The 21,143-nt window shown below is 45.0% G+C and carries 22 protein-coding genes, 1 rRNA gene and 1 other annotated feature; all 23 genes read left to right on the top strand.

The annotated features are described in order from the left end of the window. Positions 1-111, top strand: a 5S ribosomal RNA gene (gene rrf / locus AC5W2J_RS16895); the annotation flags it as partial. A gap of 123 nt (positions 112-234) precedes the next feature. Next, positions 235-942 carry an MgtC/SapB family protein gene (locus tag AC5W2J_RS16890; protein WP_496060630.1) on the top strand — a complete coding sequence of 236 codons (708 nt, stop codon included), beginning with the start codon at positions 235-237 and terminating at the stop codon, positions 940-942. A gap of 107 nt (positions 943-1,049) precedes the next feature. Continuing rightward, positions 1,050-1,514, top strand: coding sequence for a CtsR family transcriptional regulator (locus tag AC5W2J_RS16885; protein WP_496060629.1), 465 nt, complete (start codon positions 1,050-1,052; stop codon positions 1,512-1,514). 27 nt (positions 1,515-1,541) lie between these two features. Further along, complete coding sequence (gene mcsA, locus AC5W2J_RS16880; protein WP_496060628.1) at positions 1,542-2,084, top strand: protein-arginine kinase activator protein McsA; 543 nt, start codon at positions 1,542-1,544, stop codon at positions 2,082-2,084. Further along, entirely contained in the window at positions 2,084-3,154 is a 1,071-nt protein-coding gene (gene mcsB, locus AC5W2J_RS16875; RefSeq protein WP_496060627.1) for a protein-arginine kinase McsB, read from the top strand. Before mcsA ends, mcsB begins: the two co-directional genes overlap by 1 nt. A 110-nt stretch (positions 3,155-3,264) precedes the next feature. Continuing rightward, positions 3,265-5,715, top strand: a complete 2,451-nt coding sequence (gene clpC / locus AC5W2J_RS16870) for an ATP-dependent protease ATP-binding subunit ClpC (RefSeq protein WP_496060626.1) — start codon at positions 3,265-3,267, stop codon at positions 5,713-5,715. A 118-nt stretch (positions 5,716-5,833) separates the two neighbouring features. Continuing rightward, complete coding sequence (gene radA / locus AC5W2J_RS16865; protein ID WP_496060625.1) at positions 5,834-7,207, top strand: DNA repair protein RadA; 1,374 nt, start codon at positions 5,834-5,836, stop codon at positions 7,205-7,207. A 27-nt stretch (positions 7,208-7,234) separates the two neighbouring features. Further along, positions 7,235-8,320: a DNA integrity scanning diadenylate cyclase DisA gene (disA, locus tag AC5W2J_RS16860; protein WP_496060624.1), complete on the top strand. Its 1,086-nt coding sequence runs from the start codon at positions 7,235-7,237 to the stop codon at positions 8,318-8,320. A gap of 58 nt (positions 8,321-8,378) precedes the next feature. Next, positions 8,379-9,473 (top strand): PIN/TRAM domain-containing protein, encoded by a 1,095-nt coding sequence (locus AC5W2J_RS16855; RefSeq protein WP_496060623.1) that lies wholly within the window; start codon positions 8,379-8,381, stop codon positions 9,471-9,473. Between the two features lie 191 nt (positions 9,474-9,664). Then, positions 9,665-10,351, top strand: a complete 687-nt coding sequence (gene ispD, locus AC5W2J_RS16850; RefSeq protein ID WP_496060622.1) for a 2-C-methyl-D-erythritol 4-phosphate cytidylyltransferase — start codon at positions 9,665-9,667, stop codon at positions 10,349-10,351. 3 nt (positions 10,352-10,354) lie between these two features. Next, entirely contained in the window at positions 10,355-10,831 is a 477-nt protein-coding gene (ispF, locus tag AC5W2J_RS16845) for a 2-C-methyl-D-erythritol 2,4-cyclodiphosphate synthase (RefSeq protein WP_496060621.1), read from the top strand. Between the two features lie 19 nt (positions 10,832-10,850). Further along, positions 10,851-12,314 (top strand): glutamate--tRNA ligase, encoded by a 1,464-nt coding sequence (gene gltX, locus AC5W2J_RS16840; protein ID WP_496060620.1) that lies wholly within the window; start codon positions 10,851-10,853, stop codon positions 12,312-12,314. A gap of 119 nt (positions 12,315-12,433) precedes the next feature. Further along, positions 12,434-12,651, top strand: a binding site (T-box leader). 65 nt (positions 12,652-12,716) lie between these two features. Then, positions 12,717-13,391 carry a serine O-acetyltransferase gene (cysE, locus tag AC5W2J_RS16835; protein ID WP_496060619.1) on the top strand — a complete coding sequence of 225 codons (675 nt, stop codon included), beginning with the start codon at positions 12,717-12,719 and terminating at the stop codon, positions 13,389-13,391. Continuing rightward, positions 13,391-14,788: a cysteine--tRNA ligase gene (gene cysS, locus AC5W2J_RS16830; protein WP_496060618.1), complete on the top strand. Its 1,398-nt coding sequence runs from the start codon at positions 13,391-13,393 to the stop codon at positions 14,786-14,788. Before cysE ends, cysS begins: the two co-directional genes overlap by 1 nt. A 4-nt stretch (positions 14,789-14,792) precedes the next feature. Next, positions 14,793-15,218, top strand: coding sequence for a Mini-ribonuclease 3 (locus AC5W2J_RS16825; RefSeq protein ID WP_496060617.1), 426 nt, complete (start codon positions 14,793-14,795; stop codon positions 15,216-15,218). Further along, positions 15,218-15,970 carry a 23S rRNA (guanosine(2251)-2'-O)-methyltransferase RlmB gene (gene rlmB, locus AC5W2J_RS16820; RefSeq protein WP_496060616.1) on the top strand — a complete coding sequence of 251 codons (753 nt, stop codon included), beginning with the start codon at positions 15,218-15,220 and terminating at the stop codon, positions 15,968-15,970. The genes AC5W2J_RS16825 and rlmB overlap by 1 nt, the downstream gene beginning before the upstream one ends. Next, positions 15,967-16,479, top strand: coding sequence for an NYN domain-containing protein (locus AC5W2J_RS16815; protein WP_496060615.1), 513 nt, complete (start codon positions 15,967-15,969; stop codon positions 16,477-16,479). Before rlmB ends, AC5W2J_RS16815 begins: the two co-directional genes overlap by 4 nt. Positions 16,480-16,704: 225 nt before the next feature. Next, positions 16,705-17,376, top strand: coding sequence for an RNA polymerase sporulation sigma factor SigH (sigH, locus tag AC5W2J_RS16810; RefSeq protein WP_496060614.1), 672 nt, complete (start codon positions 16,705-16,707; stop codon positions 17,374-17,376). 200 nt (positions 17,377-17,576) lie between these two features. Continuing rightward, a complete protein-coding gene (locus AC5W2J_RS16805; protein WP_496060613.1) occupies positions 17,577-18,404 on the top strand; it encodes an MIP/aquaporin family protein in 828 nt (275 codons plus the stop codon). Between the two features lie 18 nt (positions 18,405-18,422). After that, positions 18,423-19,919: a glycerol kinase GlpK gene (gene glpK / locus AC5W2J_RS16800; RefSeq protein WP_496060612.1), complete on the top strand. Its 1,497-nt coding sequence runs from the start codon at positions 18,423-18,425 to the stop codon at positions 19,917-19,919. A gap of 171 nt (positions 19,920-20,090) precedes the next feature. Beyond that, positions 20,091-20,240 carry a 50S ribosomal protein L33 gene (gene rpmG, locus AC5W2J_RS16795; protein ID WP_120194569.1) on the top strand — a complete coding sequence of 50 codons (150 nt, stop codon included), beginning with the start codon at positions 20,091-20,093 and terminating at the stop codon, positions 20,238-20,240. A 111-nt stretch (positions 20,241-20,351) separates the two neighbouring features. Continuing rightward, on the top strand, positions 20,352-20,543 hold the full coding sequence (secE, locus tag AC5W2J_RS16790) for a preprotein translocase subunit SecE (RefSeq protein ID WP_496060611.1): 192 nt from the start codon (positions 20,352-20,354) through the stop codon (positions 20,541-20,543). Positions 20,544-20,599: 56 nt separating this feature from the next. After that, a complete protein-coding gene (gene nusG, locus AC5W2J_RS16785) occupies positions 20,600-21,133 on the top strand; it encodes a transcription termination/antitermination protein NusG (protein WP_120194571.1) in 534 nt (177 codons plus the stop codon). Positions 21,134-21,143: the final 10 nt, after the last annotated feature.

Below are 21,143 nucleotides of genomic sequence, written 5' to 3'. Positions count from 1 at the left end.
GACGATAGCCAAGAGGTCCCACCCGTTCCCATGCCGAACACGGAAGTTAAGCTCTTGTGCGCTGATGATAATTGGGGGGCGACCCCCTGTGAAAGTAGGACGTTGCCGGGCCAATGCAAGCACTTTTCCCTTTTGGGAAGAGTGCTTTTTTTATGTGTTCTTTTATACTATACTTTCATTTATATAGAGCTTTCATTGTTTTGTACATGCACAGTAGAGAACGGGGGACTTAGTATGGAGTCTATCTTCAATTATGATCTGGTTGTTATCTTTATCCGGCTTTTGGCAGCCGCCGCTTTAGCTGGTGTAATTGGAATAGAGCGAGAGATAAAGCGTCATCCCGCGGGCTTTCGAACGCATATGCTGGTAGGAACCGGTGCGTGCCTTGTTATGATTATGGCTCTGTTCGGCTTTCAGGATTATCTTCGTGTAAATGAAGATGTTGTCGCGTATGATCCGTCCAGGCTTGCGTCTTATGTGATTAGTGGGGTAGGTTTTTTGGGAGCTGGAACGATTATTGTACAGGGCGCCTCTATTAAGGGACTGACAACCGCTGCCTCCATTTGGGTGGTTGCGGCTATTGGTCTTGCAGCCGGTGCTGGTATGTACATTCCAGCCGCTTTTGCTACGCTGATCGTACTGCTCAGTCTTCTTTTATTAAATAAAGTGGACCGTATGTTTCGGCCATTTTCCGCATCGAATTCTATTACAGTCACTATGTATAAATATGCAGGTTCATTGGGTAATATTATTCAAGCCCTTGAAAAGCAAAAAGTAGCGGTGACAAAAGTAAAAGAGCAAAAAATTGACGAGGGGAAATCGACGAGAATCTTTACCCTTCATGTAGAAGTCCCTCGTTCTGTAAAGCAGGCTGACCTATATGAGGCGCTCTATTCTCAGAGTGGAACGGTGGAAGTCGAAGTTACAATGACTATAACTTGAAATAGCTATGTATTTGTATTATATTAAAGTCAAAGATAGTCAAGGTCAATACCTTGTTATTGTTACGCGTTAGACCCTATAACGGCAGCGGACAGGAGGGTAAACCAGTGAAGAATATATCAGATATTATTGAGCACTACCTTAAACAAACGTTGACACAGAGCGAGAAAGATTTAATTGAAATAAAAAGAAGTGAACTGGCCAAGCAGTTTGAGTGCGTGCCTTCACAGATTAATTATGTTATTAGTACTCGTTTTACAATTGAAAAAGGATATGTTGTGGAGAGTAAACGAGGCGGCGGCGGGTATATCCGTATTATCCGTATTAAAGTAGATGACCATGTAGAATTGGTCGATCAGATTGTTGAACTGATTGGAAGCAAGGTGGATCAAGTATCTGCTGAAAGTATTTTAATGAGACTATTTGAAGAGGAAGCTATTTCCAAAAGAGAGGCTAATATTATGCTTTCTGCCGTAGACCGCACGGTACTTGCCTTAAAAGATCCGGAAGAAAGAGATTTTCTTAGAGCCCATTTATTAAAAGCCATGCTTCAAAGCCTTCGATATCGATAAGCTTACTACAGAAAGGAGGGCTCAGCCATGCTTTGTCAGGAATGCCAGCAGAGACAAGCCAGCCTTCATTTTACTAAAATAGTAAATGGTCAGAAAACAGAAGTTCATTTATGTGAAGAGTGCGCCCGGGAAAAAGGAGAAACAATTCATGGAACGAACAGCTATTCAATCCACGATCTGCTTTCTGGTATTTTAAAATTTGATAAACCATTAAAAAACGATAATTCAGCTCCCTACACTAAAGCCCCAAAGCCGCTGGTGTGTGATAACTGCGGCTTGTCTTATGAGCGGTTTGTAAAAACCGGGCGTTTCGGCTGCACGAACTGTTACGAAGCTTTTGAAGCAAAGCTGGATCCGATTTTTAAGAAAGTACACAGCGGAAACCTCCGCCACCACGGAAAAATACCTAAACGGTCCGGAGCTCAAATGCAGGTCCAGCGTGAAATCGATGAAGAGCGTCAAAAACTGAAAGACCTGGTGGCAAAAGAAGAATTTGAAAAAGCCGCCTCGATTCGCGACCACATTAAAGAGCTTGAACAGCAGATGAAACCGAAAGGAGAGGAAAGCTGATGTCTCTGGAACGGTTCATATCAAATGCGCTGAGCCCGTGGATGAAAGAAGAGAGCGGAGCAGAGAAGGATATTGTATTAAGTACAAGAATTCGGTTTGCCAGAAATCTTAATGATTATCCATTTCCTATTATTTCTTCCGAGCACTCGGCAGAAACGCTGAGAGGTTTTGTTTCCAAAGAACTAACCGAAAGCAGGGAAAGCTTTGCAGGCAGCCTGGAGCTGTTGAATATGGAAGAGCTTTCTAAAAATGAAAAAAAGATGCTGGTGGAAAAGCATCTAATCAGTCCTCATCTTGCAGAGCGCAGTACAGCTGGAGCGGTTCTTTTAAATGAAAAAGAATCGGTCAGCTTAATGGTGAATGAAGAAGACCACTTAAGAATACAGTGTTTGTTTCCAGGGTTTCAACCAGAAGAAGGCCTGCGCTTTGCCAATGAACTCGACGACTGGGTGGAAAGCAAAGTCACGTATGCGTTTGATGAAAAACGAGGCTTCCTGACGAGCTGCCCGACGAATGTCGGCACAGGGATGAGAGCATCGGTGATGATGCATCTGCCCGCGCTTGTGATGACGAAAGCTTTGAACCGGTTCCTGCCGGCTATTAACCAGCTTGGTTTTGTAGTCCGGGGTATTTACGGGGAAGGAAGCGAAGCGCTTGGAAACCTTTTTCAGATTTCCAACCAAACGACCCTCGGAAAATCAGAAGAAGACATTGTCGAGGATCTCCAGGGAATCGTACTCCAAATTATTGAACAGGAATACGAAGCAAGGCGTTCGGTTCTTAAGACGTCCCGTATTCAAATAGAAGACCGTATTTTCCGATCGTATGGAATATTATCAAACAGCCGGATTATAGAGACAAAAGAAGCCGCAAAACGCTTATCTGATGTGAAACTTGGTATTGACCTTGATTTAATAAACGATATAAAGGGTAATATTCTAAATGAGCTGATGATTCTTATGCAGCCTGGATTTCTGCAGCAATATGCGGATCGTCCACTCGAAGCTAAAGAGCGGGACGTGAGGCGGGCTTCTTTAATCAGGGAACGTATGAAAATAGAACCGCGTTAACCGGGTTCAGCTATTCTTCCTGCGTTTTTAATTCAAATAGAAGATTTATTTTTATATATTAGGTACAATCAACTAAAGAACTTAACTAACCTACGGAGGTGCATGGATATATGATGTTCGGACGATTTACAGAAAGGGCACAGAAAGTACTAGCCCTCGCGCAAGAAGAAGCCATTCGCCTTGGCCATAATAATATTGGCACAGAGCATATTTTACTGGGTTTGATTCGGGAAGGTGAAGGTATTGCCGCCAAAGCCCTTCAGGCTCTTAATCTGGGAACAGATCAAATACAAAAAGAAGTAGAAGCCTTAATTGGTTCAAGCCAGGAAGGTTCTAAAACCATTCATTACACGCCGCGTGCTAAAAAAGTTATTGAGCTGTCTATGGATGAGGCAAGAAAGCTTGGTCATTCCTATGTAGGGACAGAGCACATCCTGCTTGGATTAATCCGCGAAGGCGAAGGAGTAGCAGCCAGGGTCTTAAATAATCTTGGCGTCAGCCTTAATAAAGCCCGTCAGCAGGTGCTTCAGCTTCTTGGAAGCAATGACGGCTCAGGGAACCAGCAGCAGCCATCAGGCACCGGCGCATCCAATGCAAGCACGCCGACGCTTGACAGCCTCGCACGTGATCTTACAGCTGTAGCCAAAGAAGAAGGACTGGATCCGGTTATCGGCAGAAGCAAAGAAATTGAACGTGTTATTCAGGTATTGAGCCGGCGTACAAAAAACAACCCGGTCCTTATTGGGGAGCCGGGTGTTGGTAAGACAGCCATTGCAGAGGGTCTCGCCCAGTCTATTATTGCTAACGAAGTACCGGAAATTCTCCGCAACAAGCGGGTTATGACTCTGGATATGGGTACCGTTGTAGCTGGAACTAAATATAGAGGGGAATTTGAAGATCGTCTTAAAAAAGTAATGGAAGAAATCCGTCAGTCACAGAATGTTATTTTGTTCATTGACGAGCTGCACACTTTAATTGGTGCCGGTGGAGCGGAAGGTGCTATTGATGCATCGAACATCTTAAAGCCTTCTCTTGCACGTGGAGAACTGCAGTGTATCGGTGCAACCACTTTAGATGAATATAGAAAGTATATTGAAAAAGATGCGGCACTTGAACGTCGTTTCCAGCCTATTCAAGTAAATGAGCCGACTACAGACGAGTCCGTTCAGATCCTTGCCGGACTGCGCGACCGTTACGAAGCTCATCACCGCGTAAAAATCACCGATGATGCGATTGCAGAAGCTGTAAAGCTGTCTGACCGCTATATTCCGGATCGCTTCCTGCCGGACAAAGCGATCGACCTGATTGATGAAGCAGCTTCAAGAGTGAGGCTTCGCTCCTATACAGCTCCTCCAAACCTTAAAGAGCTGGAGCAGAACCTTGAAGAAACAAGAAAAGAAAAAGATGCGGCTGTCCAGAGCCAGGAGTTCGAAAAGGCAGCATCTCTTCGTGACAGCGAACAGCGCCTGCGTGAAGAAGTAGAAGACATGAAAAACAAATGGAAAGAAAAGCAGGGCCAGGAAAACACGGAAGTAACGACAGAAGATATTGCACAAATCGTTGCAAGCTGGACTGGTATTCCTGTTTCGAAAGTGGCAGAAGAAGAAACCGACCGCCTCTTAAGAATGGAAGAAATCCTCCACGGCCGTGTCATTGGCCAGGATGAAGCAGTAAAAGCTGTTTCCAAAGCGGTCAGAAGAGCAAGAGCCGGACTGAAAGATCCGAAACGCCCAATTGGTTCCTTTATTTTCCTTGGCCCTACCGGTGTTGGTAAAACTGAACTGGCCCGTGCCGTTTCTGAAACACTGTTCGGCGACGAGGAATCCGTTATTCGGATAGACATGTCCGAGTACATGGAACGCCACTCCACTTCACGTTTGGTCGGTTCTCCTCCAGGCTATGTAGGATATGAAGACGGCGGACAGCTTACAGAGAAAGTACGCCGCAATCCATACTCTGTTATCCTGCTGGATGAAATTGAGAAAGCCCACCCTGAAGTATTTAATATTCTGCTGCAGGTGCTTGAAGATGGTTTTCTTACCGATTCCAAGGGTCGCAGAGTCGATTTTAGAAACACGGCTATTATCATGACATCAAACGTCGGTGCGAGCATGCTGAAGAAGAACAAGTACGTTGGTTTTACTACGCACACAGATGAAAACAAAGATTATAATAATATGCGTGATAAGGTTATGGGAGAATTAAAAAATACATTCCGCCCGGAATTCTTAAACCGTATTGATGAAATTATTGTGTTCCACAGCCTGGAAAAAGAGCACATTGAAAAAATTATTGTCCTCATGGCTGCTGAACTGAAAAAGCGTGTTGCTGAACAAGGCATTGTTTTTGATCTTACTCAAAGCGCTCAGCAGAAAATTGCAGACGAAGGGTACGATCCGGAGTACGGAGCAAGACCACTGCGCCGCTCGCTTCAAAAGAACGTTGAAGACCGCCTCTCAGAGGAGCTTCTGCGTGGAACGATTGAAAAAGGAAGCACCGTTGTTATTGACGTACAAGACGGAGAATTCATCGTGGATACAAAATCAGGAGCGAAAGCATAAAACAGTTTTCCTGGAACAACTGTCCGGAAGTGCGTGTTCGCACTACGGACAGTTTTTTTCATCACAAAGCATGCTTAAGGTTATAAAAACGTACACCTAAGAGAACGGGAGAGTATATATGGCCAAAACAAAAACAAAATTCGTCTGTCAGGAATGTGGATACGAAACGACCAAATGGATGGGACGCTGTCCTTCTTGCAATCAATGGAATACGCTCGTGGAAGAAATGGAGACTCCTTCTGCCGGCAAGGGAGAGCGTCGGTCATTTAATGAAAACAATAACCAGCAGCCTCAATCCATTACCAAAATAGCAGGAGATCAGGAGCCTCGTATTAAAACGTCCATGGAAGAATTAAACCGGGTGCTTGGAGGCGGAATTGTTCCAGGCTCGCTTGTGCTGGTAGGGGGAGATCCGGGTATTGGTAAATCGACCCTGCTGCTGCAGGTTTCTGCCATTTTGGCAGCCAGGCAGAAAAAAGTACTGTACATTTCAGGGGAAGAATCGATCAAACAGACAAAGCTCCGGGCTGACAGGCTTCACGTGACGTCAGATACGCTGTACGTTTACGCGGAGACCGACATGGATTATATCGAAAAAGCGATAGATAATATCAAACCGGATCTGGTTATTATTGATTCCATTCAAACGGTTCACCAGCCGGCCGTCACCTCAGCACCGGGGAGTGTGGCCCAGGTCAGAGAATCAACCTCTGCCTTTATGAGAATTGCCAAAAGCCGTAATATTGCGATATTTATTGTCGGACACGTTACAAAACAAGGTTCCATTGCCGGACCAAAGCTGCTTGAACACATGGTGGATTCGGTGTTGTATTTTGAAGGAGAACGGCATCATACGTTTCGGATTCTCCGGGCCGTAAAAAATAGATTTGGCTCTACAAATGAGATTGGTATTTTTGAAATGAAAGAAGCCGGGCTGGAAGAAGTGAAAAATCCGTCGGAGATTTTCCTGGAAGAACGCACGAATGGGATGGCAGGATCTGTCGTTGTTGCTTCGTTGGAAGGCACCCGGCCGATTCTAGTGGAAATGCAGGCTTTGATCGCGCCGTCGAGTTTTGCTTACCCAAGGCGTACCGCAACAGGCGTGGATCAGAATCGTATTGCTCTCTTAATGGCGGTGCTTGAAAAACGCCTCGGCATGCTGCTTCAAAATCAGGATGCATATATAAATGTTGCCGGCGGAGTAAAGCTGGACGAACCCGCAGTTGATCTCGGAATTGCGGTCAGCATTGCGTCGAGTTTTCGAAATCACGCTACGTATCCGGGAGATATTGTTATCGGCGAAATTGGCTTAACGGGTGAAATTCGTCGGGTATCGAGAATTGAAGAAAGAGTGCGGGAAGCCGCTAAGCTTGGTTTCACGAGAGCTATTATCCCCAAAAAAAATATGGACGGCTGGACGCCTCCTGCTAAAATAAAAGTCATAGGTGTCACGACATTAGAAGAAGCACTGGATACAGCCATATCCAGGTAATGTCTGCAGAAAAGGAAGAAACAGATCATGGAGGTCATAGAAATGGAAGAAAGCCGTCATACATTTATGAGAGAGGTGCTGCGCTATATTGCTCCAGGGACTGAATTAAGGCGTGGTATAGACAATGTGCTTAGAGCCAACACAGGAGGGCTTATAGTTTTAGGATATACAGATCAGCTGAAAGAAATGGTAGATGGCGGCTTTTACATTAACTGCGCGTTTTCCCCTGCGTATTTATATGAGCTTTCCAAAATGGACGGCGCGATTATTTTAACAGCGGACGGTGCTAAAATTTTATATGCCAATACTCAGCTTGTTCCCAATAATGATATCCCTTCGAGTGAAACCGGTATCCGCCACCGGACAGCCCAGCGTGTGGCAAAGCAGACCGGCAGCCTGGTCGTTTCCGTATCGCAGAGACGAAGGGTTATTACTCTTTATAAAGGGGAACACCGCTATTCCCTGCGCGAAATGGAAATGATTTTAACAAAAGCCAACCAGGGCATTCAAACCCTTGATAAATACAAATCGGCTTTGGATCAAAGCATCATTAATCTCGGGGCACTGGAATTTGAAGAAACTGTTTCGTTTCAGGATATCGCCCAGGTGCTCCACCGTGCAGAACTTGTGTTGCGCATTAAAGAGGAAATTCTTAATTATGTGCTCGAACTAGGTACGGAAGGTCGTCTGATTACAATGCAGCTTGATGAACTGCTGGCCGGTATGGAACAGGAAACAAATGACCTTATCAAAGATTATGTTAGAGATCCCCATACCAGTCCGGAAGCGGTATTAAAAGGACTTTCCAAATTGAACCGAAACGAACTGCTCAACGATAACGTAATAATGAGAGTACTAGGACACCCAGAGGCAGCTACTATACAAGATCAGTCGATATCCCCGCGCGGCTATCGCATTTTAAATAAAATTAAGCGCCTTCCTCCATATATTATTGAAAATGTCGTGCAGGGATATGGAAGCCTCTCGCTGATTACCGAATCAACCATTGAGGAACTGGACGAAATTGAAGGAATTGGAAGTGCCAGGGCGAAGAAGATTAAAGAGGGCCTGCAGCAGATCCAGGAACAGTTATTTTTAGAAAGGCATGTATAAACTAGTAGTAAAACAAAGAAATTAGGGTATTTATTCTAATAAGGAGGTGGATGGCACGGTGTTACGACTTATTGTACAGCTTTTTTTGATTTTGGCTGGGGCTACGCTGGGATTTATTTTTATTCCTGATATTATATTTTTATTTAATCTTACATCGATTCCTACGTGGCTGGCCAGCCCGTATATTGGTGGTATAGTAGGGGCGGTTATTTTCTTTGGAGCTACTTTTTGGCTTGCGGACTACATTGTAAAATGGATGAAGCGGTTGGAAGAAGCTATCTTACGTGCGCCTATTACAGATGTTTTATTTGGAACACTTGGGCTGGTTTTTGGCTTATTTATTGCGTTTTTGGTTACGATTCAGCTAAACACCCTTCAGATTCCTGTAGTAAATTCGGTACTGCCTGGATTTATCAGCTTTTTTCTCGGGTATTTCGGCTTTCAGCTTGGATTTAAGAAAAAAGATGAGCTGATGGGTCTTTTTACTTCCACCCGTAACGCAGAGAAGGATAAAGAAAAACCGGAAGTTGCTGCTGGCTGGGGAAGCAAAGACAAAATTCTCGACACAAGCGTTATTATTGATGGACGAATTGCTGATATCTGCCAGACCGGATTTATTGAAGGGAAAATGGTTATTCCGGAATTTGTGCTCGAAGAGCTGCAGCATATTGCCGATTCTTCGGACGTGTTAAAGCGTAATCGCGGAAGACGCGGTCTTGATATTTTAAACCGCATCCAAAAAGAGCTTGATAATGAAGTGGAAATTTTCGAAGGAGACTTCGAGGACATACAGGAAGTCGACAGCAAGCTCGTGAAGCTGGCTAAAGTAAGAGAAGGCATCGTTGTGACAAATGATTTTAATTTAAATAAAGTCTGCGATCTGCAGGGCGTGGCGGTGCTCAATATTAATGATTTGGCCAACGCTGTAAAACCGGTGCTTCTGCCGGGCGAGGAATTAGCTGTGCAGGTGATTAAAGATGGAAAAGAACATAATCAAGGCGTGGCCTATTTAGACGATGGAACGATGATTGTCGTCGAAGGCGGGCGGGACTATATTGGAAAAACGCTGCAGGTGCTCGTAACCAGCGTGCTTCAAACGAGTGCCGGCCGGATGATTTTTGCAAAACCTAAATTAATAGAAAAAGCGTTATAACGCCCTTTCCTGCCATGCAGCCGCTGCGGCCGCCGGGCAGGATTTTTTTATGCAGGCAGATAAACATACACTCCGTTTGGGCAGAGAGCATAGAGGACGGAGCAGATACACCATTGCTTTCCTGCCGCTAACAAGTGTATTATAATATGGGACTTTACGTAATGATAAAAGCATGTAATTGGAGAGGTTTTATGAAGTATGCGGTAGTAATTCCGGCAGCGGGACAAGGAAAACGAATGGGAGCAGGCCATAATAAGCAATTTTTGATGCTGGAGGACCGACCTCTTATTATTCACACGGTTTCTGTTTTTGAAAAGGATCCGAACTGTGTCAGAATAATTGTTGTAGCTAATCCATCAGAAATTACTGATATGCGCGTGTTATTTGAAAAATGGAACATAAAAAAAGTTACCGATGTGATTGCAGGGGGAAAAGAAAGACAGGACAGCGTCTACGAAGGACTCAAAGTGTTAAAAGATGAAGGCATTGTTCTCGTCCATGACGGGGCCCGTCCGTTCATTGAGGCTTCCCGCCTGAAAGACCTTGTCCAAAAAGCTTCGGAAACCGGTGCTGCCGTTTTAGGTGTACGCATGAAAGATACGGTCAAGCGTGCAGCGAACGGCCTGGTCATTGAAACGATTGACCGCAGCAGCCTCTGGGCTGTCCAGACGCCACAGGCTTTTCACCTTCCTATCGTACTGGAAGCCTACCGGAGAGCAGAGGAGCAGAAGATTGTTGGCACCGACGACACCAGCCTCGTAGAAAAAATGGGGCATCCGGTTCATATCGTGGAAGGGGGCTATGATAATATCAAGCTCACGACACCAGAAGATATGATCACGGCCATCGGCATTTTACAGAAAAGACGAGGGGAATAATACATGAGAATTGGACACGGATTTGATGTACACCAGCTGGATGCGTCTCGTCCACTTATTATAGGGGGCGTAACCGTTCCGCACAGCAAAGGGCTGATCGGGCACTCCGACGCGGACGTGCTGCTTCATGCGGTAACGGATGCTATATTGGGCGCGATTGGAGAAGGAGATATTGGTAAACACTTTCCCGACACCGATCAGGCGTTTAAAGATGCTGATTCTGCCGTACTGCTTGAAAAAGTGATGGAAACCGTCACAGAGCGCGGGTATCAGATTGGAAACATAGATGGCACGATATTAGCTGAAAAACCTAAAATGGCTCCTCATATTCAAAGCATGCGGGAACGGATTGCCCAAATTACAAAAGCAGACGTGTCCCAGGTGAATGTGAAAGCAACTACAACGGAAAAGCTTGGATTTACAGGCAGAGAAGAAGGCATTGCAGCCCATGCGGTAGTGTTGTTAAAAGAACAAGCGTAATAAGAGAGGGGATCATGGCATGAGCAGGGAAGTAAGAGTAAGATTTGCACCAAGCCCTACAGGACATCTTCATATCGGCGGAGCACGTTCGGCTTTATTTAATTATCTATATGCAAAAAGCCAGGGCGGGAAGTTTGTTATTCGGATTGAAGATACCGACCAGGCCCGCAATGTAGAAGATGCTACGGAAAAGTTAATGGAGAGCATGAAATGGCTCGGCATCGAGTGGGATGAAAGTATGGATATCGGCGGCCCGCACGAGCCCTACCGCTCCATGGAACGTTTGGATACGTATGAGAAGCACCTTCAGCAGCTGCTTGACGAAGGAAAAGCATACTATGACTATATGACAGAAGCAGATCTGGAAAAAGAAAGAGAAGCCCAGCTGGCTAAAGGAGAAGCTCCTAAATACAGCGGACGCGACCGCGACTTGACACCGGAACAGCAGAAAGCTTATGAGGACCAGGGCTTAAAGCCGGTTGTCCGTTTTAAAGTACCGCAGGGACGAAACGTAGTAGTAGAAGATGCCGTACGGGGAAATGTAACATTTGAAACGGATGGTATCGGTGATTTTGTTATAGCCAGACGGGACAGAATTCCCACCTACAACTTTGCTGTAGTCATTGATGACTATTTAATGGAAATCAGCCATGTGATCCGGGGAGAAGAGCACTTATCCAATGCTCCGCGCCAGGCATTATTATTTGAAGCTTTCGGCTGGGAAAAGCCGACGTTTGCTCACGCGTCTTTAATCTTAAATCCGGACCGCCAGAAAATGAGCAAGCGGGATGAATCAATCATTCAGTTTGTCGAGCAGTACAAAGATCTGGGATACCTCCCGGAAGCACTGGTAAACTTCCTCGCGCTTCTTGGCTGGTCGCCGGTAGGAGAAGAAGAATTGTTTGACCTGAAGGAACTTGAGAAGCAGTTCACGCTCGACCGTGTTTCCAAGGCGCCTGCCGTTTTTGATAAAGATAAGCTGGCATGGATGAACAATCAGTACGTGAAGAAAGCCGACGTAGATCGGCTGACTGTTCTGGCCCTCCCTCATCTGCAAAAAGCGGGCCGGGTATCGGAAAATCCTTCAAAAGAAGAATACGAATGGATTACGCAGCTCGTTGCTTTATATCAGGAGCAGATGCATTACGCAGCAGAACTGGTTGAGCTGACGGACTTGTTTTTTAAAGAAGAAATTTCGTATAATGAAGAAGCACAGACAGTGCTTAGTGGAGAAGCGGTGCCGGAAGTGCTGAAGCAGTTCTCTGAAGAACTTGAGGCGCTGGACACATTTGAGCCGCAGGAAATCAAAACTGCTATCAAAGCAACGCAGAAAGCAACAGGCCAAAAAGGTAAAAATTTATTTATGCCGATACGCATAGCAGTCACAGGCCAGGCCCACGGACCGGATCTGCCGAATACTATTGCACTGCTCGGAAAAGAAACCGTGCAGAAACGCCTGGAACAGGCGGTTCACGTATCGTAATTTTATAAGTAGAGCATAGATGGGAAAAAGTATGAAACGCTTTTCTATACAGAGAAAACCACACAGGCTGAGAGTGGTTTTGGAAAAAGTTTCTGAACATGCCTCCCGGAGCCTTCTGTTGAATAANATAGATGGGAAAAAGTATGAAACGCTTTTCTATACAGAGAAAACCACACAGGCTGAGAGTGGTTTTGGAAAAAGTTTCTGAACATGCCTCCCGGAGCCTTCTGTTGAATAAAGTAGGCAGAAGCGGCAGCGATGCCGTTATGACATCATGAAGAAGAGCCGAAAACAGTGCTCTTAAAACAGAGTGGAACCACGCGAGAGCGTCTCTGTGCCGAGGGCACAGAGACGCTCTTTTTCATTAGTGGTGCAGCGCAAGAGGAAGGGAGACAGATTAGTATGTGGAGAACGTTTAAAAATGATATTGATGTTGTGTTCGATCAAGACCCGGCTGCAAGAGGCAGAATTGAAGTAGTGCTGACGTATTCCGGCGTCCATGCTATTTGGTTTCACCGAATCGCTCATTGGATGTGGAAGCGCAAGCTGTATTTTCTCGCCCGGCTGCTTTCCCAGTTCAGCCGTTTTATTACAGGAATTGAAATCCATCCGGGGGCAGTTATCGGTCAGCGTTTATTTATTGACCACGGAATGGGTGTAGTGATAGGTGAAACATGCGAAATCGGGGACAATGTGACAATTTATCAGGGAGTGACACTCGGTGGAACGGGAAAAGAAAAAGGAAAACGACATCCCACCATTGAAGATCATGTGTTAATCGCCACTGGAGCAAAAATTCTCGGTTCTATGACCATTGGCCAGCATTCCCGTATCGGTGCAGGGTCCGTTGTCTTAAAAGAAGTGCCGGCCAATTCCACCGTAGTAGGAATACCCGGTCGGGTCGTCGTACAAAATGGAATTAAAGTAGAGCAGGATGGACTTGATCATAGTAACCTTCCGGACCCGGTGGCTGACCGATTTAAAGAATTGGAACAGGAACTGACACAGCTGAAAAAAGAACTAGAAGCATATACGCAGACGGAAACGGTCCGTTCATCACAGGGGAGAGAAAGATAATGGCAATCCATTTATATAATACGCTGTCACGAAAAAAAGAAAAATTTGTTCCGCTCGAGGGGAACACAGTCAAAATGTATGTATGCGGCCCTACTGTATACAACTATATTCATATAGGCAATGCCCGGCCGGCTATTGTGTTTGATATGATCCGTCAGTATTTAACGTATTCCGGCTACGAAGTCCAGTATATGTCTAATTTTACGGATGTAGATGACAAAATTATTCGGGCAGCTAAAGAGCTGGGAGAAGAGGTTCCGGCGCTGGCAGAGAAATTTATTGAAGCGTATCATGAAGATACCGCAGCATTAGGGGTGAAAAAGGCAGATCTTCATCCGAGAGTGATGGACACAATGCCCGAAATCATTACGTTTATTGCCTTGCTGATTGAAAAAGGCTATGCCTACGAATCGCAGGGAGATGTATACTTTCATACACGTTCCTTTAAGAATTACGGCCAGCTTTCGACCCAGTCGATTGAAGACCTGCAGGCGGGAGCCCGTATTGAAGTAGGCGATAAAAAGAAAGATCCACTGGATTTTGCGCTGTGGAAAGCGGCAAAGCCTGATGAGATTTCCTGGAAAAGCCCATGGGGAGAAGGACGTCCCGGCTGGCATATTGAGTGTTCTGCCATGGTAAAGAAATACCTCGGGGATACGATTGATATTCATGCCGGAGGCCAGGATCTTTCTTTCCCCCACCATGAAAATGAACTGGCACAGTCGGAGGCATTGAATGAAAAAAAGATGGCCAACTACTGGATGCACAACGGCTATATTCAGATTGACAACGAAAAAATGTCCAAGTCCCTGGGCAACTTCATTCTGGTTCATGACTTAGTTAAGCACCACAAGCCGGAAGTGATCCGCTTTTTTATTCTGCAGTCTCATTACCGGAGCCCGCTTAATTTCAGTGAATCGCTGCTGGAAAGTGCAAAAAGCGGATTGGAGCGGATTCAGACTACGGTGCGCAACTTAAAGCACCGGATGAAAGAGAGCGCGGATCTGGGAGAAGCAAAGCCGTGGCTTGCGCTGGCTGCAGAAAAGAAGCAGGCTTTTCTTAAAGAGATGGATGATGATTTTAACACAGCCAATGCAGTGAGCGTTCTTTTTGACTTGGCGAAAGCGGCTAATCAGTATCTGCAGGAACCGCATTCTTCCAAGCTGGCTCTTGAAACGTTTATTTCCACCATTACTGAATTAGGAAAGATCCTGAGCGTGCCGATGGAAGCTGAAGAGCAGCTGTTGGATGAAGATATTGAACAATTAATAGAGGAAAGAACAACAGCCAGAAAATCCAAAGATTTCGCAAGAGCGGATGAGATACGGGATCAGTTGAAAAACATGGGGATTATACTGGAAGACACACCTCAGGGTATCCGTTGGAAAAGGGAGTAGGGCTATGCTGGAAACGTTACGCAAAAAAATAGATGCAAAGCAGCTCAATGCCCTCGCTCTTGCTTATATGGGCGATGCTGTTCTGGATTTGTACATTCGTCAGTATTTAATTGCCGAGGGGAAAGTGCGGCCGCACCGTCTTCATTCTCAGGCAGTTTCCTACGTCTCAGCCAACTCCCAGGCAAAAGTAATCCAGGAACTGTGGGACAACGAACAGCTGAGTGAGGAAGAAGACCGGATTTCAAAAAGAGGGAGAAACGCCAAATCGGGAAGTGTTCCTAAAAATGTTGACGTCTCTATCTACAAAAAGAGTACGGCATTTGAGGCGCTTCTCGGCTATTTGTATTTTCAGAATCAAACAGAACGAATGGAAGAAATTATTGCATTTGCTATTGAAATGTCAACAGCAGGTGGAGAGGCGGATAAATAATGGAAGAGTGGATTTCCGGAAAAAATGCAGTGCTGGAAGCTTTAAAAGCCGGCAGGGATATTAATAAAATATGGCTGGCCGAAGGGACGGGAAAAGCCCAGACCCTTGCTGTACAGGAAGCGGCAAAAGAAAAAGGCGTGCTCGTGCAAAGTGCCCCAAGAAAAAAGCTGGATGATCTCAGTGGAAATCAAAAGCATCAGGGAATAGTGGCCTCCGTAGCGGCCTACAGCTATGCAGAAATGGAAGATTTGTTTGCAAAAGCAGATAAAGCCGGAGAAGATCCGTTTTTTCTTATCCTTGATGAGATCGAAGACCCACATAACTTAGGGTCTATTCTGAGGACAGCGGATGCTGCCGGCGTGCACGGGGTGATTATTCCAAAAAGACGGTCGGTCAGCCTCACGCAGACGGTAGCGAAAACATCAACCGGCGCGATTGAACATATCCCCGTAGCGAGAGTAACCAATCTGGTTCGAACGATGAAGGACTTAAAAGACAGAGGTGTATGGATAGCAGGGACCGATGCTTCAGCAAAAGAAGATTACCGGCAGATGCAGGCAGATATGCCGCTTGCTCTTGTGATCGGCAGTGAAGGAAAAGGGATCAGCAGGCTCGTAAAAGAAACGTGTGATTTCTTAGTGGAAATCCCTATGAAAGGGCATGTTACCTCCTTGAATGCCTCCGTGGCAGCCAGTCTTCTTATTTATGAAGTGTACCGAAGCCGCTATCCTAAAGGCAGCTCTGCCCGATGAAAGATATTCTGTTAGTGGACGGCTATAACGTTATCGGAGATTGGCCGGAACTCAAAGAACTGAAAGAATATGATCTGGCAGGAGCCAGAGATAAGCTGATTCAGGACATGGCGGAATATCAGGCATTTAAAGGCTGGACGGTTAAAGTAATCTTTGACGCGCATATGGTACCGGGACTGGGAAAGAAATATCATGACTTTCTTCTTGATATTATTTATACAAAAGAAAAAGAAACCGCTGACGAACGAATTGAACGTCTCGTCAGCGAACTAAAAAATGTGGAAACAAGAGTACATGTGGCTACTTCCGATTATGCCGAGCAGTCCCACATATTTGGAAGCGGAGCCCTCCGCAAGTCATCCAGGGAACTGCGCCTGGAAATGCAGGTCGTAAAAGAAGGAATTGCCAAACGGGTACGGGAACAACGAGAAGAAAATAAGCGGTCGGAACTGCCTTTGTCAGATGAATTGACAAAAATTTTTGATAAATGGCGGCGTGGAGACAGATGAAGTATTGACGCTTTTGTGAACATTACTATATACTGGATTTATATTAAATTTTGATAAGTGCAATTATTTAGAGAATTTCAATTGTCTTTTATGTCATAAGTTACAAGCTTAAAAAAGGAAAAAATTACTTTTTTTAAGCTCCTTTTGTATCACTTCGCTAAACACCAAGTATTGGAAACAAAGGTCCTGTACGGCAGGCCGGCTTTTTCTACACATATTTGATTTATGAAGGGCGGAGGGATTGTATTGGGTGCAGACCTCAAGGAGTTAAAACATCGGTATTTTGAGACAAATGCAGACGAGATGCTGGTAGCGAAAGCAAAAATTGGTGACGTTGTATCCCAGGAACTGCTTATTAATAAGTACAAAGGTTTTGTACGGGCCAAGTCGAAATCCTACTTTCTTATCGGTGGAGATCATGATGATATCGTCCAGGAAGGCATGATTGGCTTATACAAAGCAATCCGGGATTTCAATAGTGAAAAGCTGTCCTCATTCAGGGCATTTGCAGAGCTTTGTGTGACAAGGCAGATTATTACCGCCATCAAGACAGCAACCAGGCAGAAACACGGACCTTTGAATTCGTATATATCACTTGATAAACCATTATACGACGAAGAATCCGAACGGACGCTGTTAGACGTCGTTTGTGTGTCCAAATTCAGCAACCCTGAAGAATTACTCATCAATCAGGAAGCATTTTCTGATATTGAAGAGAAGATTAACGAAATTTTAAGTGATTTTGAACAACGTGTGCTTGCTCTTTATCTGGACGGAAAATCCTATCAGGAAATATCGATGGAGCTTAACCGTCATATAAAGTCAATCGACAATGCGCTTCAGCGGGTGAAGCGGAAAATGGAAAAATATGTTGAAATGAAAAGCCTCATTTGTTGAAAATGGGCTGTTATTATTATTTCCATTGACAGCGCTTTCCTGCGTTGTTAAGATAAACCTACAAGTTAAACAGCGGATGGAGTCCATGATAACCGTACATTTCCTACTTTAGAGGAGTGTGCGGTTTTTTGCTCTATCCAATTTCCAAATTATAGAAACATAAGGCGGAAATGGATGTACGATAAACGAGGAGGCTAACGATGTTCGAATTCGTCGCCGAAGCATTCGGCACAATGATTTTAATTATTTTTGGAGGTGGTGTAGTAGCCAATGTAAACTTGAACAAATCTAAAGCACAGAACGGCGGATGGATAGTAGTCGCTATCGGCTGGGGTCTTGGGGTTATGCTGGCTGTGTACGCGGTTGGGCAGTTTACAGATGCTCACGTAAATCCTGCCGTAACATTAAGTTTCGCTCTGATTGGGGAATTTCCATGGAGTATGGTCGCTACTTATGTAGCCGGACAGCTTCTAGGAGCCTTTTTAGGCGGTGTTGTTGTTTATTTTCACTTTCTACAGCATTTTAAAGCAACGGATGATCCGAATGTGAAACTGGGTGTATTTGCTACAGACCCTGCTATTCCACACCCATTCTCCAACGTACTTAGTGAATTTATTGGAACCGCTGTCTTGATTGTCGGGCTGCTAACGATTGGTGCCAATGAATTCAGTGAGGGTTTAAATCCTTTAATTGTCGGACTTCTGATCGTAGCTATTGGTATTTCACTTGGCGGGCCGACAGGATATGCTATTAATCCGGCGCGTGACCTTGGACCGAGAATTGCTCACTTTCTGCTCCCTATTGAAGGCAAGCGCGATTCGAACTGGCAGTACGCCTGGATACCGATTGTCGGGCCAATAACCGGAGGCATGTTTGGAGCCTGTTTATATCAGGTAATATTTACAGAGGCCGGTACGGCTTTGTTTGTAGGTTATTCTATTTTCACCATCATTTTTCTCGCAGCTGTATACTTTATTGGGGCGCGCGCTCAGCGTTCTCAGCATGGCAATACGAAAACACAAAACTAAACTGAGGGGGACATAGAAATGGCAGACAAGTATATTATGGCAATTGATCAGGGGACGACGAGTTCGAGGGCTATTTTATTTAATAAAAAAGGATTAATTGTAGGAACGTCCCAGCGTGAATTTAAACAATATTTCCCAAAATCCGGCTGGGTGGAACATAACGCTCAGGAAATCTGGAGCTCCGTGCTTGCCTGCGTGGCGCAGGTCCTTTCGGAAAATGATATTTCTGCAGAGCAGGTGGCCGGTATTGGTATTACAAACCAGCGTGAAACAACCGTTGTCTGGGATAAGCATACAGGCAAGCCTGTTTACCACGCTATCGTATGGCAGTCCAGACAGACAATGGACATATGTAATGAGCTTAAAGAGCAGGGGCATAACGAGACCTTCCGCAACAAAACCGGCCTGTTAATTGATGCTTATTTTTCCGGTACGAAAATCAAATGGATTTTGGATAATGTAGAAGGAGCAAGAGAAAAAGCAGAAAACGGTGACCTTCTTTTTGGTACGATGGACACCTGGCTCATTTGGAAGCTGACCGGCGGCAAAGAGCACGTAACAGACTATACAAACGCGTCCAGAACATTAATTTATAACATTTACGATCTGCAGTGGGATGATGAACTATTGAAGATTTTGGACATTCCTAAGCAGATGCTGCCGGAAGTAAAGCCTTCTTCAGAAGTGTATGGCAAAACCATCGACTATCATTTCTTCGGCCAGGAAATTCCAATAGCCGGCGTAGCCGGGGATCAGCAGGCGGCATTATTTGGACAGGCCTGCTTTGAGAAAGGAATGGCGAAGAACACGTACGGCACCGGGTGCTTTATGTTGATGAATACAGGGGAAAAGGCAGTGTCTTCTGATCACGGCCTGCTGACAACGATTGCCTGGGGAATCGATGGAAAAGTCGAATATGCCCTGGAAGGAAGTATTTTCGTAGCAGGTTCCGCTATTCAATGGCTCCGCGATGGCCTTCGTATGTTCAGTGACGCTGCAGCCAGTGAGCGCTATGCAGAGCGGGTGGATTCCACAGAAGGCGTGTATGTTGTACCGGCTTTTGTTGGTCTGGGTACCCCGTATTGGGACAGTGAAATGCGCGGTGCAGTATTTGGCATCACAAGAGGCACGGAAAAAGAACACTTTGTACGAGCTACGCTTGAATCGCTTGCCTACCAGACCAAGGATGTTCTTGCCGCAATGGAAGCAGACTCCAATATTGAAGTAAGGACACTCCGTGTGGATGGAGGCGCTGTAACAAATGAATTCTTAATGCAGTTTCAAAGCGATATTCTTAATGTGCCGGTGGAACGTCCCGGCGTGAACGAAACAACGGCGCTTGGTGCAGCGTACCTTGCTGGACTTGCGATCGGGTTCTGGAAAGATAAGAGCGAAATTGCAGAGCAGTGGAATCAGGATAAACTCTTTAAACCTGCAATGACAACAGAAACTAGAGACAGTCTCTATAAAGGATGGAAGAAAGCGGTAGAAGCCGCCCAGGTATTTAAGCCTTAATGACTCTCCTGGTTAAAATAAGAAGAACCGGCGCGAAATACTTCGACCCGGTTCTTTTTTTATGTCAGGAAAAGAGAGGGGAGGTACCAGGCTGCATTGACAATGGCCTCCTGATATGATAAATTAACTGAGCGTATGCAATCCACGTGAAGAGATTCAAGGAGGCACTTAATGCGGGAGAAGGTAGGCTTAGCGTGTACGACTTGTTTATCTAGAAACCACATAACAGAAAAGAACAAACAAACGCAGACACACCGCATTGAGATGAAGAAGTTTTGCAAACACTGCAATGCGCACACTCTTCATCGAGAGACGAAATAAGCGGTTGTTTTTTTATTGACTAAAAACAGACGTAAACATGAATGTAATGGAAATTATCATATACAAGCAGGATACTTTACATGCTGGTTGAATATACAGGGAGGTGCCACTATGGCAGAAAGTACGAAAAACCCAGTGAAATTTCTAAAAGAAGTCGGCAGCGAGATGAAGCGTGTAACATGGCCGACCCGCAAAGAGCTGACAAAGTACACTATTGTCGTAATTATTACTATTATTTTCTTTGTTATCTTCTTTGCAATCATAGATCTTGGGCTGTCTGAATTGGTGCGTATTTTCCTATAATCACCTGTTACAAAGAGTGAAATGAATTGTTAGAAAAGGAGGTCGTCCGCGACCACATGGAAAAAAGCTGGTTTGTTGTTCATACTTATTCCGGATACGAGAATAAAGTAAAAACCAATTTGGAAAAGCGTGTAGAATCAATGGAGATGACAGACAAAATCTTCAGAGTGCTCGTTCCAGTTGAAGAAGAAACAGAAATAAAAGACGGAAAAAGTAAGTCTGTCACAAGAAAAGTGTTCCCCGGCTATGTTATCGTAGAGATGATTATGACCGACGATTCCTGGTATGTTGTACGAAACACGCCTGGCGTTACCGGATTTGTCGGATCTTCCGGAGCGGGCTCAAAACCAACTCCGCTTTTACCGGATGAAGTAGACCGCATTCTCAAACAAATGGGTGTGGCTGAGCCGAAGTCGGAAATCGACCTTGTGCTTAAAGAAACGGTAAAAGTAAAAGAAGGTCCGTTTGCAGACTTTACAGGAAGCATCGAAGACATTAACATGGAGAAACGCAAAGTGAAAGTCTTTGTAAACATGTTTGGAAGAGAGACTCCTGTAGAGCTTGAGTTTAACCAAGTGGAAAAGATTTAAAATCATCCCT

It is taken from the genome of Sinobaca sp. SA16-1, from assembly GCF_059510515.1.
Note: the sequence above shows the minus strand (reverse complement) of the source record. Positions and strands in the feature narration are given on the sequence as shown.

Excerpts from the sequence above, each read along its gene's own strand:
- AC5W2J_RS16890 (WP_496060630.1), top strand. The coding sequence starts at position 235 with ATGGAGTCTATCTTCAATTATGATCTGGTTGTTATCTTTATCCGGCTT.
- mcsA (WP_496060628.1), top strand. The coding sequence starts at position 1,542 with ATGCTTTGTCAGGAATGCCAGCAGAGACAAGCCAGCCTTCATTTTACT.
- mcsB (WP_496060627.1), top strand. The coding sequence starts at position 2,084 with ATGTCTCTGGAACGGTTCATATCAAATGCGCTGAGCCCGTGGATGAAA.
- clpC (WP_496060626.1), top strand. The coding sequence starts at position 3,265 with ATGATGTTCGGACGATTTACAGAAAGGGCACAGAAAGTACTAGCCCTC.
- radA (WP_496060625.1), top strand. The coding sequence starts at position 5,834 with ATGGCCAAAACAAAAACAAAATTCGTCTGTCAGGAATGTGGATACGAA.
- disA (WP_496060624.1), top strand. The coding sequence starts at position 7,235 with ATGGAGGTCATAGAAATGGAAGAAAGCCGTCATACATTTATGAGAGAG.
- ispD (WP_496060622.1), top strand. The coding sequence starts at position 9,665 with ATGAAGTATGCGGTAGTAATTCCGGCAGCGGGACAAGGAAAACGAATG.
- ispF (WP_496060621.1), top strand. The coding sequence starts at position 10,355 with ATGAGAATTGGACACGGATTTGATGTACACCAGCTGGATGCGTCTCGT.
- gltX (WP_496060620.1), top strand. The coding sequence starts at position 10,851 with ATGAGCAGGGAAGTAAGAGTAAGATTTGCACCAAGCCCTACAGGACAT.
- cysE (WP_496060619.1), top strand. The coding sequence starts at position 12,717 with ATGTGGAGAACGTTTAAAAATGATATTGATGTTGTGTTCGATCAAGAC.
- cysS (WP_496060618.1), top strand. The coding sequence starts at position 13,391 with ATGGCAATCCATTTATATAATACGCTGTCACGAAAAAAAGAAAAATTT.
- AC5W2J_RS16825 (WP_496060617.1), top strand. The coding sequence starts at position 14,793 with ATGCTGGAAACGTTACGCAAAAAAATAGATGCAAAGCAGCTCAATGCC.
- rlmB (WP_496060616.1), top strand. The coding sequence starts at position 15,218 with ATGGAAGAGTGGATTTCCGGAAAAAATGCAGTGCTGGAAGCTTTAAAA.
- AC5W2J_RS16815 (WP_496060615.1), top strand. The coding sequence starts at position 15,967 with ATGAAAGATATTCTGTTAGTGGACGGCTATAACGTTATCGGAGATTGG.
- sigH (WP_496060614.1), top strand. The coding sequence starts at position 16,705 with ATGAAGGGCGGAGGGATTGTATTGGGTGCAGACCTCAAGGAGTTAAAA.
- AC5W2J_RS16805 (WP_496060613.1), top strand. The coding sequence starts at position 17,577 with ATGTTCGAATTCGTCGCCGAAGCATTCGGCACAATGATTTTAATTATT.
- glpK (WP_496060612.1), top strand. The coding sequence starts at position 18,423 with ATGGCAGACAAGTATATTATGGCAATTGATCAGGGGACGACGAGTTCG.
- rpmG (WP_120194569.1), top strand. The coding sequence starts at position 20,091 with ATGCGGGAGAAGGTAGGCTTAGCGTGTACGACTTGTTTATCTAGAAAC.
- secE (WP_496060611.1), top strand. The coding sequence starts at position 20,352 with ATGGCAGAAAGTACGAAAAACCCAGTGAAATTTCTAAAAGAAGTCGGC.
- nusG (WP_120194571.1), top strand. The coding sequence starts at position 20,600 with ATGGAAAAAAGCTGGTTTGTTGTTCATACTTATTCCGGATACGAGAAT.